We start from the raw sequence: 15,170 nt of genomic DNA on the forward strand, positions 1-15,170 counted from the left end.
GCGACGGAGAGGCTGATGCGATCTCCGGACCGGTAGCTCTCGCCGCAATTGATCAGACTGGCACTGTTGGAAGGCGATGTAGGCCTGGAACTCGCCGATCGCCAGCGAGGCGCTGAGACGATCGCCCACCTCAATAAGATCGAGGACGATATCCGCGGCCGACCGGCCGATGAACGCCGTGCGACGCGTCGGGAAAATAGCCGCGCTATTGTCGCCATCTTGAACCTTGGCTGCGTGAAAGCTCGGCCTGATCGGTCAGAAGACCAAGGTCGCCAAGGCAATCCGCTACACGCTCTCACGCTGCGAAGGCCTCTCGCGCTTCGTTGACGACGGTCGCACCGAGATCGACAACAACACCGTCGAGCGCTCAATCCGTCCGCAAGAACGCGCTCTTCGCCGGCTCGAACGGCGGTGCCGAACACTGGGCGGTCATTGCGTCGTTGATCGAAACCGCCAGGCTCGATGGTGTCGAGTCACTCGGTTATCTCGCCGACGTCCTCACCACCAGGATCGTCAACAGCCATCCCAGCCAGATCGACGAGATGCTGCCTTGGGTCAGACATCCAGGCGCCGAGCTAAGGGCCGCCAGAAAACACCGCCACGCTTCATCAGCCAATCTCCAGAATAGCTCCTGTCACGCGGCCAAGGTGCCTCCGTAGCTAACGTCTACGTCAGCGTTGAAGAAATACCCTGCACCACGGCATGTCTTGACTAGCCTTGGATTGGCCGCATCAGCCTCCAGCTTTCGGCGCAAGCGCAAGATTAGGACATCGATACTTCGATCGTAGACCTCTTCTCCACGCACACGGCTCGCGAGCAAAAGCCGTTCTCTGGATAGGACATTGCGGGGGTTCTCCAGGAACGCGATCAGCAGGTTGAACTCACATGCGGTAAGCTTGACTTCGCCACGCTCCGCACAGATCAGTCGCCGCTGCTTGACGCTGAGCTTCCAGGCTCCGAACCGAAATGAGCGATGATCTTTCGTTCGCGGACTGGAAATGCGCTGGCGTAGCCCTACTCGAATGCGGGCCAAGAACTCGCGCAGCCCGAAAGGCTTGGGAATGAAATCGGTTGCGCCGAGCTCAAGCGCAACGACTTTTTCAGCCTCATCAAGCCGGTCGCCGCTGATCACTATGATGGGTAAATCCGATTTTGTCGCCAGGTTGCGGACGATGGCAAGCCCATCCTCCCGGCCTAGGTTGAGGTCAACAACCACGAGATCAACTGGCTCATGCGATAGAACGTAGTTAAACTGCTTGCTATCGTTGACTGCGGTCACCTTCAAGGCATGCATCATGAGATACTGGGAGATGAGGCGTCGCATTGCGGCATCATCGTCAATGACAAGAACATGTTTCAACGGCTCACCTTCAATCTTGAATCCCCTTGTCTAAAGCTGTTGCCGAGCAACCCTTGGGGCAGTAACGCAGGACAGCTGCCCCTTGCTACCACTCGCCGGTGCGTGCGGCCAATGTGAGGCCGTTGCTCGGCCTGGTCTTTTCATCCACAGCGAATTGATCGCATCCAGGCAGCCGGTGGCCACCACACAGCTGCAAGCGCCGGTATGACCCTGCCGAGTGGTCCTTCGCTAATTGGCGAGCTCCGCCGTTCGTGTAGGCCTGCCAACACCACTTGATTACGACGGCACGGACGCCCGGTCGCTTGCCATGTCCTTGCATCTTCTTCCCGTTTCTGGCGCTTGCGGACCTGGATCACCTCGAAATCCTCCCGCTCGTGCGTGCGGCTCGGACGCGGTGGAGCAGCGCGGCGTTTGATTGATCGCAAAGGCGGTTGGCCGAAGAACGACCGTGATTCGCTATAGTGGCCTTGTGCCAACGCTATGTCTCCTGCCCAAGGCAGGTCATTGGGCAGTGGCCGGCGGCGCCAATCCTGTTCCCGGCGATCGGCAGGTCCGATTACGGTTACGGTTACCTTGCGAGCTAACATTTCTCGGTTGAATGCACCTTTCCTTTTGGGCCTGTCACTGTACTTGTCGAGAGCGCTGTCGGACTGCGGCAATCCGCCTGCGGTTTCTGCCGATGGGACTGTGCGTGACCCACCAGTTCGCGGGCGGCCGAACAGCTGAACCAGCCTCGCACCAGGGTGGGCTGCGCCGCCAAGTCTTCCCAGTGGACCCTCGTCCCCGCGTATTTGCGCCTCCGACGAGCTTCGCGGACGAACTCGCGGTTTCAACCAATGCCTGAGTATTCAGGGCGCTGGCTGTCTCTTGCAACAACGGCAGCTTGCCGCAACATTGGGCAGCTCCGCGCCTTAGTCGGTTCTCGCGTTCGATCGACCCAAGCTTCCGCAGCCTGAGATGAACCCGCCAAGCTCCCCATTTTGTCCTTCGGCCAGGCGCTGACACAAGATTCCATCACCGCCCATGCCAAGTCGCGGTTGACGCTGCAAGAGCAACGGACAGCCGGGACGGGCAATCCCGCGCTGGAATGATCCACCGCGATGGTCGAGATGTGCCGGCTGATCGCGCCCGCGCAACCCGCGCATGCGCAAGGTGCCCATGCACCCGGACACGAACAAGCTCTTTGCTTCAGTTGAAACCGAAAAAGCTGAACTTGAACATCACGCAGTAACAAACCTGCCCGATAAGCGCGTGCCGGACAGGGCCAGAACCGGTCCGGACGCTTGGAAAGGTAGGGGATAGGAATGTTTATTGCAGCTTGGCCGCTGGCCATCGCCTTGTTGACATCCATGTCATTCCCAGCCGAGCCCGCGCCACTTACGCCCCGTGAATTCCACCGCCTGTCGCGCAAATGCGCTCCCTGGGTTGCGCCGTCCACCCTCGCCGCGATTGCCAAAATTGAAAGTGGCTTTGAAACGCTGGTGGCTCATGACAACACCACAGGTGAGCAGCTTCGCTGGATAGACCGCCTGGAAGCGACGCGGGGCATCAAGAACCGCCTCGAAGCACAACATTCTGTCGATGTCGGATTGATGCAGATAAACAGCAAGAACTTTTCCTTCCTCAATCTCACGCCGGAAAAGGCTTTCGAGCCCTGCGCCTCGCTATCGGCCGCCGCCCACTTGCTTGAAAGCCGGTATGCCGGCGGCACGACTGCTCCGGCGCAGCAACTGGCGCTTCGCCGTGCCATCTCGGCCTACAACACGGGCGACGTCACGCGTGGCTTCACCAACGGTTATGTAAGCAAGGTCGAGTCGGCCGCAAAGGACATCTCGAGTCACCCCGCGCCAACCCTGGAGCCGACCGCTCCAGATGCGCCACACCTTGAGGCACCCGGTCGGAAAGCCGTGCCGCCTCTGCTCCAACAGAGCCAACAGGCCAATGGAAAGCAGCCCAACCAAAATTCTTGGGACATCTGGGGCTCGTATGAGTCAAACCGCTCCGGGGCCGATCCCTCCGGTCCGACAGGCAGCCAGGCTGCGGAAGAGCGGGAACCCTCGAACCCGAACAAACTCGTATTCGATTGAACCATGGAGATACAATGATGAAGCCATTCAAAATACTTCGTGCGCTTAAAACGCGTGTTCCTTCGCCTTTTTCCATGCTGCGCACGACGGCTGAATATGTACCGGCCGCTGCTGCAGGCGCCGCGTGGACGGTCTTCTCCATCGGGCCAGCCTCGGCTCAGGTGACCGGAGGGACGGATCCCGCCAAGATGGTCCAGAATATCTGCACCTTCATACTTGGCCCCTTCGGACAATCACTGGCCGTGCTCGGACTCGTGGCCATCGGCATCTCTTGGATGTTCGGTCGTGCTTCACTTGGCTTGGTTGCGGGTGTCGTTGGAGGGATCGTCATCATGTTCGGCGCCAGCTTCCTGGGCAAGGCGCTCATAGGCGGTGGCTGATGAGCGACCGGTTGGAAGTGAGCACCCTCTATGTGGCGGCGACACGTCCCGCACTGTTTCTGGGGGTGCCGCTGACGCTGGCCGGATTGCTGATGATGTTGGCTGGTCTCGTCATCATTGTCCTTCAAAACCCACTTTATGAAATCGTGCTCGTGCCACTTTGGTTCGGGGCACGGCTGGTGGTTGAGCGTGACTATAACGCCGCAAGCGTCGCGCTCCTCTATTTGCAGACGGCCGGCAGAAGCGTGGACGGGCCGGTCTGGGGTGGCGCGAGCGTCAGCGTCAATCCGATCAGAGTGCCGAAACGCGGAAGAGGAATGGTGTAATGTTTGGCGCCAGTGGCCGGACCGAGAGATCTGGCGAGATCTATCTTCCGTATGTCGGTCATCTCAGCGATCAGGTTGTCCTGCTGGAAGACGGATCGATCATGGCCATGGCACACGTGAACGGCCTGCCCTTTGATTTGGAAGACGCAGAGATGCGCAATTCGCGCTGCCGCGCGTTCAACACTCTCTTGCGCAACATCGCGGATGACAATGTCACGCTATACGCTCATCTTGTGCGCAACAACGATGTGCCGGAGTCGGCATCGCGCCAGTTTCAAAGTGCATTTGCTGGCAGTCTGAGCGAGGCCTATGAGCGCCATGTGCTGTCGGGCAAGCTCTTTCGCAACGATCACTTCCTCACTATCGTCGTGTCCCCCCGCACCGCAATCGGTAAGATCGGCTGGCGCATTGCCAAATCCCCCAGACGGAATGACAACGATCTGGCCACACAACTGCGAAGCCTGGAGGACCTCTGGCAGATCATTGCTGGCTCACTCGGCGGTTACGGTCTGCGCCGGTTGGGTATTCGCGAGAAAGGCAACGTGCTCTTCACGGAAATTGGTGAGGCGCTTCGGTTGATAATGACTTGCCGGTTTCTTCCGGTTCCGATAGTTACCGGCTCGCTTGGCGCCTCGATCTACACTGATCGGGTCATCTGCGGGAAGCGGGCGCTTGAGATTCGAAGACCCGGGGATAGCTCCGTGGGATCATTGTTTTCGTTCCGTGAATATCCGGCGACGACGCGGCCAGGCATGCTAAATCCCTTACTGTCCGCCAACTTCCCGCTTGTCCTGAGCCAGAGCTTTTCCTTCCTCACTCGGCCACAAGCTCATGCGAAGCTTAGCCTTAAATCCAGCCAGATGACGAGCGCCGGCGACAAGGCTCTCACCCAGATCAATGAACTTGCCGAGGCAGAGGACGCACTGGCAAGCAACGAGTTCGTCATGGGTTCGCATCATCTGAGCCTGTGCGTCTATGGCGACAGCCTCAATAGCCTTGCCGATCGCGCAGCAAATGCGCGCGCAAGGCTGGCCGACACAGGCGCCGTTATCGTCCAAGAGGGTATCGGCATGGAGGCCGCGTACTGGTCCCAACTCCCGGGGAACAACAGGTGGCGCACGCGCCCCGGGGCGATCACCTCGTACAATTTTGCCGGGCTTGTCTCATTTGAGAACTTCCCCAGCGGTTCCAGCTCCGGCCACTGGGGCAAAGCTGTTGCGCGCTTTCGCACAAACGGTGGAACGTCTTTCGACTACATCCCCCATGAGAATGACGTCGGCATGACGGCGATATTCGGACCCGTCGGCAAAGGCAAGACGACGCTGATGACCTTTATCCTCGCGATGCTTGAGCAAAGCGTGGTCGATCGCAATGGTGCCATCGTCTTTTTCGATAAAGACCGGGGTGGTGAACTGCTGGTGCGAGCCACGGGAGGGACATACCTTGCGTTGCGCAGAGGCGCTCCGAGCGGCTTGGCCCCTCTGCGCGGACTGGACAACACCTCCGCCTCGTTGGATTTTCTGCGCGAATGGCTGATGGCCCTCATCGAGAGTGACGGCCGTGGTCCGATCTCGCCGGAGGAAAGCCGTCGACTGGAACGTGGCATTCTTCGTCAACTTTCGTTCGAACCCGCCATGCGCTCACTTGCGGGCCTGCGCGAATTCCTGCTGCACAGCCCCTCGGAGGGCGCGGGAGCACGGCTGCAGCGGTGGTGTAGAGGGAATGCGCTTGGATGGGCCTTTGACGGCGATGAGGACGAAGTCAGGCTGGATGCCTCCATTACCGGCTTCGACATGACGCAGCTCCTGGAATTTGAGGAGGTTTGTGCGCCGGCCGCCGCATATCTTCTGCACCGCGTGGGCGCTGTTGTCGATGGCCGTCGGTTCGTCATGAGCTGCGACGAATTTCGCTTCTATCTGCTCAACCCGCAGTTCTCGGCTGTTATCGACAAGTTCCTGCTCACCGTCCGCAAGAACAACGGCATGTTGATACTCGCAACGCAGCAGCCTGAACACGTGCTTGAATCGCCCCTCGGAGCCAGTCTCGTTGCACAATGCATGACCAAGATCTTCTACCCATCACCGACGGCCGACCGGGCCGCGTATGTCGATGGCTTGAAGTGCACCACGCAGGAGTTCGAGGCAATCCGCCAGGGAATGGCAATTGGCAGCCGCAAGTTTTTGCTCAAGCGCGAGAGCGGGAGTGTTGTTTGCGAATTCGATCTTGGCCAGATGCGCGAGTATGTAGCCGTACTCTCGGGGCGGGCCAACACCGTGCGCTTTGTCGACCAGCTTCGTGACCAGCACGGAGATGCCCCAAGTGCGTGGCTCAACAAGTTCATGACTCGTTACCACGAAATTCAAGACTGACGGAGGAATATTCATGAGATTTCCCACGCTTGCAGCAACGACGCTTGCCGCTTCCTTTCTACTTAGCGGACAGGCCCGGTCGCAATTTGTCGTCATCGACCCGGCGGTAGTAACACAAGCGGGCTTAACAGCGGTTTCCACCGCGCAGATCCTGATAAAGTCAGCCCAGACGCTCGCTTCCACGATGGAAATGGTGGAGATACTAAGTTCGTCATTCGGTGTCACGGGGCTGCTAAGTTCACTGAACCAAGGAAATCACTACCCGTCGGGCAATCAGCTTGAGAGGCAGATGTTTGAGGGTCAGGCGCCAACTTCGATTAAAGCGCGTGCAATTGCGGACAACCCAAACCGGAAAGTCGACGGCACGGATTCGGAAGCGAAACTGTTACAGGGACAAATCGCTGGTGCCATCAATGCCGCAGCTCTTGCAGCCGACACTCTGGGCGTAATGGACAAGCGCCTTAAGGCCAATGACAACACGCTTGGTCAGCTTTCCCGCTCGGGAAATATTGTGCAGGCCACCGTCACCAACGGTCTGGTCCTCAAGCAGATTCATGATGCGATTATCCAAAATGTCCAGGCCACGAGTCTGCTGACGATGGCCACTGCACAAGCGAGCCTTCACGCCGCAGAGGAGGCCGCGATGCAGCGTCGCGAACGCCAGGACACCGCCAGAATGTTTGAGTAGCGACGCTTAGTTCATCCGGCTCATCTGCGCTGATCAGGGGCAAATAAGGTTCACGCAATGGTTTTCAGAATTCCTGCGCCATTCACGGCCATACACGCGATCTTTCATGGGGCCTTTACGGTGGGGCTGCACAAAGTGATTGGAAACGTCCAAGAGGCGGTCAGTGCGCCTCTGGTTGCGTGCGTCACGCTCTGGATCATAATCCAAGGCTTTCTGGTCATGCGCGGTCAAGTCGACGCGCGCGGAGGTATCTCGCGCGTAGTCACGGTATCGATTGTCGTCGCCCTCATCTTAGGGCAGGCCAACTATCAGCTGTACATTGAATCGGTCTTCGACGACACGATTCCAAAGCTTGCCCACCAGATCAGCGGAAGCACCTTGCCCTTCATCGGTATCCCCCAGAAGCTCGACGTAATGTTCGCTGCAAGTCAGAGTGCCTTTCAGCGGATTGCTTCCGAAATTGGGCCAATGAATCAGCAGGACATACTTGCCTTCCAGGGAGCGCAATGGATTTTGTACGGCTCGCTCTGGACAGCGTTCGAGATCTATGATGCCGTTGGAATTCTGACGAAGGTGCTCCTGGCGATCGGCCCCCTCGTTCTTGTAGGCTATCTTTTTGATCACACTCGAGACATGGCTACCAGATGGATCGGCCAACTGCTCTCATACGGGCTGCTGCTTGTCCTCCTCAACATCGTTGCAACGATAGTTATCGCGGCCGAATCAGTCGCGCTGGGAGTCATGCTTGCGGTGATCAAATACAAGGGTACGACAGCAGCCAAGATCATCGGGCTTTACGAGCTCGATATGCTTTTCCTAGCTGGTGACGCTTTGATCGTCGCGCTTCCGACGATCGCCAGCAGCATAGCCGGCGGTTCTTGGGCAGGTGCGAACCAATCTCTTAGCAGCCTCAATCGCCGCATTGCCAAAACGGCAGGTGGTTAATCAATCGACAAGCGCGGTACCTCAACATGAAATACTATCTACTTTTGTCAATACTGGCTTTGGCGGCCTGCAAGACAACCGATAAGCTTGCCACCTGCACGGGTTCGCCATTCCAGCTGAACGTGGGACAATGGGAAACCTCCCCTGAAGATCTTGAAGTCGAATGTGCGAAAGAGCCCAAGTGAAATTTCCTGAACATGCCCTTCTGGTGGAGAGAGAAACGCTAGCCGCCCACTATAAGAAGGTGGAAGCGTTTCAAACTTCACGAGCGAAGTCTGCGCGGCGCCTGTCAAAGGCCCTCATAGCCTTTGCGGCAGCGGCGGTCCTAGGAAATGTTGCGCAGGCATTTACCATCGCTGCCATGGTCCCGTTGGCCAAGCTCGTACCTGTGTTCCTCTGGGTACGCCCGGATGGAACAGTTGACAGCGAAGTGTCAGTCTCTCGACTGCCGGCAACCCAAGAGCGAGCCGTCATAAATGCTTCGCTGTGGGAATATGTACGCCTGCGCGAGAGCTACACAGCCGATTCCGCCCAATACGGCTATGACCTCGTATCCAGTTTCAGCGCACCGGCTGTGCGGCAGCAATATCAAGATTTCTTCAATTATCCGAATCCCACCTCGCCGCAAGTCACAGTCGGCAAGCTCGGCAAGCTCGAAGTCGGGCATATTTCCTCAAACGACATCAGTCCGGACGTTCAACAGATCCGATACAAACGCACCCTTTCCATCGATGGGCAGATGCCGCTGGTGACCACCTGGACAGCAACCATCCGCTACGAGCGCCTGACAGATCTGCCTGCCCAATCAAGGCTCACCAATCCGGGAGGTCTACTCGTCACTTCCTATCAAACCTCGGAAGATAGCGTGTCGAACCTGGGTGACGTGCAGCCATGACAAAAAGAGCGTTTCTCGCCCTGGCCTGTTCACTACTCTTAACGCTGGAGGCTTCCGCGGAAGACACCCCGCTTGCCGGCAAGCATGATGCGCGGATGCGCTACTTGGCTTACCGTCCCGACGAAGTGGTGCGCCTGTCGACCGCGGTGGGGGCAACGCTGGTCGTCACATTCGCGGCCAACGAGACCGTCGCAGCCGTGGCCGTTTCCAATAGCAAAGACTTGGCTGCGCTCCCACGCGCCAACTACCTGTTCTTTAAGGCCAGCCGGATCCTGCCGCCGCAGCCGGTCGTCGTTCTGGCCGACAGTGAGTCCGGTACCCGCAGATATGTCTTCAGCATTTCAACGAGAGCGATGCCAAAACTAGATGAGCAGCAACCTGACTTATACTACAGTGTGCAGTTCACTTATCCCGGTGATGAGGCCGCTGCTTTGAGACAGGCAGCAGAAAAGCGCTCGATTCTTGGTCAGGCCCGGGCAAAGGTGCTGCAGGAACAGAGGGTTCAGGATTTGTTGAATCGGCCCGGTACAACTGCCAGTTCCGACGAAAGCAATTTTCACTACGTCGCAAAGGGCGATCGATCGCTGGCGCCGCTGCAGGTTTTCGACAATGGCTTTACCACCGTATTTGGCTTCGCAAGCAATTCCCGTATACCCTCCCTCTACATTATCAATCCCGACGGCAAGGAAGCCGCTGCCAACTTCACAGTCAAAGGCGACTATGTTGAAGTATCCGCAGTCGCCCGGGAATGGCGTCTGAGAGATGGCAATACGGTATTGTCGATTTTCAACAGGGCATATGATCCTGTTGGACAAGCGCCGGGGACCGGTACAGTGAGACCCGACGTGTGGCGCGTTTTGAAAGGCTCGGGCCGATGAATGAAACCGGCCCACAGTCGGGACACGATGTAAATGCATCCGGATCGTTGGTCTCGGAGCCGGCCCGCCGGCATGTTTCGGGATCACAGAAATTGGCCGTCGCCGGTCTTGTTCTCATCTCATCTCTGTCGCTCATCTGGCTCGGAAGTCGTCCCAGCACACAAGACGAACCCTCTCAGCCAAACCCGCCAATTTCCCCGAACGCCGAGCCGTTCCGCCCCGTGCCTATTGAGCTTGCTCCCGAACCTCCAGCACCTGCAAAGGCGGCGCAGGCGGCAGATCCTGCGCCATCCACGCCGCAACCCGCGGCAGCTGAACCGCCGCCCGAGGAGTCACCAATTTTCGCCTACAGCAGCAGCAGTCAAAAGCCCGTCGTGGCTCAGCGGAGCGAAGACGACCACAAGGATGCTCCCGCGACCGCGGATGAGATTTCGATCGGTGGCGACCTGTCGGGCCGATTGAAGCCAGACATACAGGAGCCGAGCCGGGCCACACTTTTGCCGCACCCTGATCTCGTGATTACTCAGGGAACGATCATTCCTTGCCTTTTGCAAACGGCAGTCGACACAAATTTACCCGGTTATGTGAAGTGCGTCTTACCTAAAGACGTCCGCGGCGCCACCAACAATGTCGTGCTCTTGGATCGTGGGACGACCGTGATTGGCGAGATCCAGCATGGCCTCGAACAGGGGGATGCGCGTGTCTTCGTGCTGTGGACGCGCATCGAAACACCTGACCATGCCCTCGTTTCGATAGCATCGCCGGGCGCTGACGAGCTCGGCCGCTCCGGAGTGCCTGGCACGGTGGATAATCACTTCCGGGAACGCTTTGGCGGATCAATGCTGATGAGCGTCCTTCAAGGCGCGTTCCAGGCGGCCGGTCAATACGCGGCGAGCTCTGGCGGAGGAAGCGGCATCAACAGCTTCCAGAGCAATGGCGGACAAGCCGTCGAGACGACACTGAGAGCGACGGTCAACATCCCGCCAACCCTGAAGAAAAACCAGGGAGATGCTGTATCCATCTTTGTGGCTCGCGACCTCGATTTCTCGGATGTATACGGTCTCACGGCAACCGTCGTGGCGCCAGCCCCCCAACATCGCCAACGCCGGAGAGACAACAATGCGATCGGAGGCTGACCCTCAATTGCGTTTGCTTCTCGACCCCGTTCTGAAATGGCTTGAGGAGCCGAGGACCGAAGAGGTCGCTATCAACCGGCCTGGGGAAGCGTTTGTGCGACAAGCCGGCGTCTTCACGAAACATCCGCTACCACTAGGTTATAACGATCTGGAGGACATCGCGATTCTCGCTGGAGCGCTGCGCAAGCAAGATGTCGGACCGCAAAGCCCCCTCTGTGCGACTGAGCTGCCGAACGGCGAGCGGCTGCAGATCTGTTTGCCGCCCGCTGTTCCCTCAGGAACAGTAAGCCTGACGATACGGCGTCCTTCAAGTCGTGTGACCGAACTGAAGGAAGTTTCTTCTCGCTACGAATACTCACGCTGGAATCAATGGCGGTCACGAAAACAGCGCCAAGAGCGGCAGGACCAAACTATTCTTCAGCAATACGACGATGGTGACTTGGAGAAGTTTTTGCAAGCGTGTGTTTCGGGACGGCTCACGATGCTGCTTTGCGGACCTACTGGAAGCGGCAAAACGACAATGAGCAAGACTTTGATCAACGCTATACCCCCGCAAGAGAGACTGATAAGTATCGAGGACACGCTGGAGCTTGTAATCCCGCACGAGAACCATGTTCGGTTACTCTATCCGAAGGACCGAGCCGGCGTAGGTGCGGTGACAGCCGAGCAACTGCTGCAAGCGAGCTTGCGCATGCGCCCTGACCGAATATTGCTCGGCGAGATGCGCGATGATGCTGCATGGGCCTACCTTAGCGAAGTCGTCTCCGGCCATGCGGGATCAATATCAACGATCCATGGGGCTGATCCGGTCCAGGGCTTCAAAAAGCTCTTTTCCCTCGTCAAGAGCAGCCCGCAAGGAGCCGCTGTGGAAGATCGAACGCTTCTTGACATGCTGTCGGCTGCCGTTGACGTCATTGTGCCGTTCCACACCCAAGATGACCTGTACGAGGTGGGAGAGGTATGGCTCGCCGCCGATGCCCGGCGACGGGGAGAGACAGTAGCCGACCTCCTTAACAAGCACTAAGGCTAGAACAACGTCTCGGGATCGATAAGTCCATTGTGATGCGACGCGTCGTTTTGTTCTGCTTCGATGTCTTTTGCCAGGCCTTCTCACATTACTTGCATAGAATGAGCCAGTCGGCGGCATCACGCCATCATCATTATACGTATCGCATGCTCTATTGTCCTGGACGAGACCGGTCTCGCTAGCCGAAGGACGAAGGCCTGATTGTCAGATGTGACCGGAATGGGGTCGATGTCACCGATGACTATGAAAGGCACCGTCATGATGGCCGGGCATACGGACTCTGCCCGTCCTCGCTCGAGGAAAGGCGTCTTCGCCAAAATCAGCAGGTCAGCTGCCTTCCCGCTCTCGATCCAGCCGCAAAGACTTTCGAAGGTCGCGAAGCCGATCGGCTCATAACCCAGCGCGGCGATATTGTCCTTGTGAATCTCCAACTCTGCTGGATCGGGCTCCACGACTGCAATGATTCCGCCGTTGGCCGGTGATCCGCTGTATGGGCCGAAAGTGACGTCAGCGCTGACTGGCTCCTCCTCGGAGGCTGGCAAGTAGATATCAAAGCGCGTACCTCGGCCAACAACCGAGGTGACGTCTAGGTATCCTGCGAGCGCGCTCACGTGCCTGTCAACTGCAGCAAGACCTAGCCCGGTCCCGCCGACGAGAGAGCGCGTGGTAAAAAAGGGCTCAAAGACATGCGGAAGTATCGAACTTGCGATTCCTGGGCCATCGTCGCTGATGGAGAGGAGAACGTAATCTCCAGGTCTCAAGGTGCCCTGAGCCAGCGGCTTGGTTTGGCACACCTGGGCGCGAGAAACGCTAACCTCGACGCGGCCCTCGTTCAAGACAGCCTCCGACGCGTTCTTGCACAGGTTCATGAGAATCTGCTGCATCTCGGTTGGGCTGCCCTCGACCACCGTTTGCCACTCGTTGATCTTGAAATGCAACTGAACATCTGCACGAACTGTAATGCGCAGCAGTGGCGCAAGGTCCATTACAATTTCGGAGATATTGAAAGGGACTGCCACGCGCTTGCGTTTTTGGCTGAGTGCCAAAATCTGGTCAACGATCAGCTTGGCTCGGTGTCCAGCTAAGAGGATTTGGTTGATGGAGTTTTGAATTCTCGAGGGCCGACGCACAAGACCTAGTGCGATCTCTGAAAATCCAATTATTGATCCTAAAATATTATTGAATTCATGTGTAGCGCCGCTTGCGATTGTGCCGACAGTCCTCAGCCTTTCCACATGCTCCCATCGATTCACCAGAAGGTCGCGTTCCGCATTTATACGCTGCATTTCAAGATGGTTGCTTAGACGCGCAATAGCACTGGCAAGAACCCGGAGGTCGTCGGCTGAAGGGAGTGAGCGATCTCCTTCAAAGACGAGGATGCAAACGGCAACCTGCTGACCGGAGGCGCTGCAACCAACAATTTGACAAACACCGGAAGAGCCTCTGGCGGTCCGAACCATTTCCGCCGCCGGGATGACGCGAAACAATGGCCGTCCGGCGCGGACAAGTGAAACGACTTCATCAATAAGCGCGACGTTCCAGACGCGCATGCACGTGTTCACCACAAAGTACTCGGTATGCCTGATGAGACTCGGATCCACCAGAGTAAGCGCGCATTGGTCCGCATCGAAAACGCGTTGAATGAGTCTAAGGGCTGCTTCGGTGGAACAGCGCGCCGAGGCATTCTTTGCTATACTATCGTTGAAGCGAGCTTCGATCGCGCTCAATTCCTCTTCAAGCTCCAACCTTTGTTCTAACCGGTTGGTCCGCAGATGCTGCCTGAACGCCCTAATGATCGCTGCCAAGCAAAGGCATATGGACACAGAGCCAAAGAAAAGCCACGTACGCTGCGCCTGCGCGCCGGCCAAACTGTAGCCTTTCAGATGCTCTCGCTCCAGTTCGGCAGCCTTGGAGAACGTGTCGAGGGATGCGATCTGATCGGCAGCTTGCTCCAACCTCCATAAAGAAGACAGGACAGGGCGGAACCTGGCCACGACATCCGCGACAGCTCGGGCCTGGCCCGGAGTAAATCTTTCGAGAAGCTCCATCTGTGAGGCGAGGGTAAGCCCCGGTTCGACTGAAAACACGATCAGTTCGGAGAGTTCAAGCTTGCCGCCCTCAAGGCGGTCAATTGAACGAGCAAGATCTGCGAGAGAGCTATGCATACGCTGATTATGCTTGACCAAGGCTGAGATGGCAGCCTGCGTGTTTTCGATCGAGTTTACGAGCTGCGCGAGCAATCTGGATTGCCCGGAGGCCTCATCGGGCGAAATCTCGAAATCGCGCTGCAAGTCTTCAAGATTCCTTTGCAATGCCTGTCCGGTAGAAGCAACCGAGTGGTCCACTTCCATGTCGGTCCGAGCACGGGCGACGTCGCGTTGGAGCAATGCATCGTTGATCTGAATCGTTCGCAGCTCGCTTATGACCGCGTCGTTGATCTTGGGGGCCTGCCTCTGCGTCCCGACCAAGAGCGCAATCGAGGCGGCTAAGGCGAGGACAAATGCTTTGTCGCCACTGAGCCATGTTTCCCAAGGGAACGGCGTTCGACCCGCAGCGCATGGGTTGCGAAAGTCTGACCTGAATTCTAGCTCCGCATCGGTTCGGTATGCGGCCGGATGCTGCTGGAACAGGAAAGCCATGTGTACCTCTCCCCTCATAAAGACGGCTTAGACACCGTCGCACTTTGCCCCCTTGGCCCCGCTGACCCTCCGTTGAATTTCGCGGCGATTAGACTTCGACCGTTCTGTTCCGAACTCTGGCCACTCGCGAGCTCGACGCGAACGTGGAAACTGAAGGCACGGCGTTACGGCACGTGAGAACGATAACTGGGCTATCGTGAATGCTGATTTGATAGTTGTTGAGAAGGGAAGGCACCAATGCCAGGCTGACACCGCGTGACGGATTCAATCGAGATTTGCCTGTTTTCGCGCGGCGAGTCGAACCACGCCGATGTTGAAGGTACCGTTGAGTCTCGTCATAATGACGGCAGGAACCGAATACTCGTGAGCCTTCGTTGCGTCAGTCCGCTCAAGCCATCACGCACGCGGCAGAGCTAACTTCCGGCAAGAGTTTCATAGCT

13 protein-coding genes and 1 pseudogene are annotated in these 15,170 nt (G+C 57.6%); 12 read left to right on the forward strand and 2 right to left on the reverse strand.

Going from position 1 to position 15,170, the window contains the following annotated elements:
* Positions 1-91 precede the first annotated feature (91 nt).
* Positions 92-659: pseudogene (locus tag WDX12_RS16165) on the forward strand (IS66 family transposase); the annotation flags it as partial.
* Here WDX12_RS16165 and WDX12_RS16170 read toward each other — a convergent pair.
* A complete protein-coding gene (locus WDX12_RS16170; protein ID WP_027033428.1) occupies positions 635-1,360 on the reverse strand; it encodes a response regulator in 726 nt (241 codons plus the stop codon). The pseudogene WDX12_RS16165 and the gene WDX12_RS16170 overlap by 25 nt on opposite strands.
* Before the next feature lie 1,304 nt (positions 1,361-2,664).
* On the opposite strand from WDX12_RS16170, the gene WDX12_RS16175 reads away from it, so the two are divergent.
* The 11 genes from WDX12_RS16175 (at position 2,665) to virB11 (ending at position 12,088) form a co-directional block, all read left to right on the forward strand.
* The gene (locus WDX12_RS16175; protein ID WP_434725526.1) at positions 2,665-3,447 is read left to right on the forward strand and encodes a type IV secretion system lytic transglycosylase VirB1; all 783 of its coding nucleotides are present in this window, start codon (positions 2,665-2,667) and stop codon (positions 3,445-3,447) included.
* A 74-nt stretch (positions 3,448-3,521) separates the two neighbouring features.
* Entirely contained in the window at positions 3,522-3,827 is a 306-nt protein-coding gene (virB2, locus tag WDX12_RS16180; protein ID WP_244441097.1) for a pilin major subunit VirB2, read from the forward strand.
* Positions 3,827-4,153, forward strand: a complete 327-nt coding sequence (locus WDX12_RS16185) for a type IV secretion system protein VirB3 (protein WP_006329140.1) — start codon at positions 3,827-3,829, stop codon at positions 4,151-4,153. Before virB2 ends, WDX12_RS16185 begins: the two co-directional genes overlap by 1 nt.
* Entirely contained in the window at positions 4,153-6,522 is a 2,370-nt protein-coding gene (locus WDX12_RS16190; RefSeq protein WP_434725527.1) for a VirB4 family type IV secretion/conjugal transfer ATPase, read from the forward strand. The genes WDX12_RS16185 and WDX12_RS16190 overlap by 1 nt, the downstream gene beginning before the upstream one ends.
* Before the next feature lie 13 nt (positions 6,523-6,535).
* Positions 6,536-7,210: a type IV secretion system protein VirB5 gene (locus WDX12_RS16195; protein ID WP_027056321.1), complete on the forward strand. Its 675-nt coding sequence runs from the start codon at positions 6,536-6,538 to the stop codon at positions 7,208-7,210.
* A 57-nt stretch (positions 7,211-7,267) separates the two neighbouring features.
* Positions 7,268-8,155: a type IV secretion system protein gene (locus WDX12_RS16200; RefSeq protein WP_027056320.1), complete on the forward strand. Its 888-nt coding sequence runs from the start codon at positions 7,268-7,270 to the stop codon at positions 8,153-8,155.
* 26 nt (positions 8,156-8,181) lie between these two features.
* Positions 8,182-8,340, forward strand: a complete 159-nt coding sequence (locus WDX12_RS16205) for a type IV secretion system lipoprotein VirB7 (RefSeq protein ID WP_081609673.1) — start codon at positions 8,182-8,184, stop codon at positions 8,338-8,340.
* Positions 8,337-9,050 (forward strand): type IV secretion system protein VirB8, encoded by a 714-nt coding sequence (locus tag WDX12_RS16210; RefSeq protein ID WP_027033433.1) that lies wholly within the window; start codon positions 8,337-8,339, stop codon positions 9,048-9,050. Before WDX12_RS16205 ends, WDX12_RS16210 begins: the two co-directional genes overlap by 4 nt.
* Positions 9,047-9,928 (forward strand): TrbG/VirB9 family P-type conjugative transfer protein, encoded by an 882-nt coding sequence (locus WDX12_RS16215; RefSeq protein ID WP_027056319.1) that lies wholly within the window; start codon positions 9,047-9,049, stop codon positions 9,926-9,928. The genes WDX12_RS16210 and WDX12_RS16215 overlap by 4 nt, the downstream gene beginning before the upstream one ends.
* Positions 9,925-11,064 carry a type IV secretion system protein VirB10 gene (gene virB10 / locus WDX12_RS16220; protein WP_434725528.1) on the forward strand — a complete coding sequence of 380 codons (1,140 nt, stop codon included), beginning with the start codon at positions 9,925-9,927 and terminating at the stop codon, positions 11,062-11,064. Before WDX12_RS16215 ends, virB10 begins: the two co-directional genes overlap by 4 nt.
* Positions 11,048-12,088, forward strand: coding sequence for a P-type DNA transfer ATPase VirB11 (gene virB11, locus WDX12_RS16225; RefSeq protein WP_434725529.1), 1,041 nt, complete (start codon positions 11,048-11,050; stop codon positions 12,086-12,088). Before virB10 ends, virB11 begins: the two co-directional genes overlap by 17 nt.
* A gap of 122 nt (positions 12,089-12,210) precedes the next feature.
* Here virB11 and WDX12_RS16230 read toward each other — a convergent pair whose 3' ends face one another.
* Positions 12,211-14,730 carry an ATP-binding protein gene (locus WDX12_RS16230; RefSeq protein ID WP_434725530.1) on the reverse strand — a complete coding sequence of 840 codons (2,520 nt, stop codon included), beginning with the start codon at positions 14,728-14,730 and terminating at the stop codon, positions 12,211-12,213.
* Positions 14,731-15,170 lie beyond the last annotated feature (440 nt).

This window comes from Mesorhizobium sp. RIZ17, assembly GCF_051127865.1.
Taxonomy (GTDB): domain Bacteria; phylum Pseudomonadota; class Alphaproteobacteria; order Rhizobiales; family Rhizobiaceae; genus Mesorhizobium; species Mesorhizobium humile.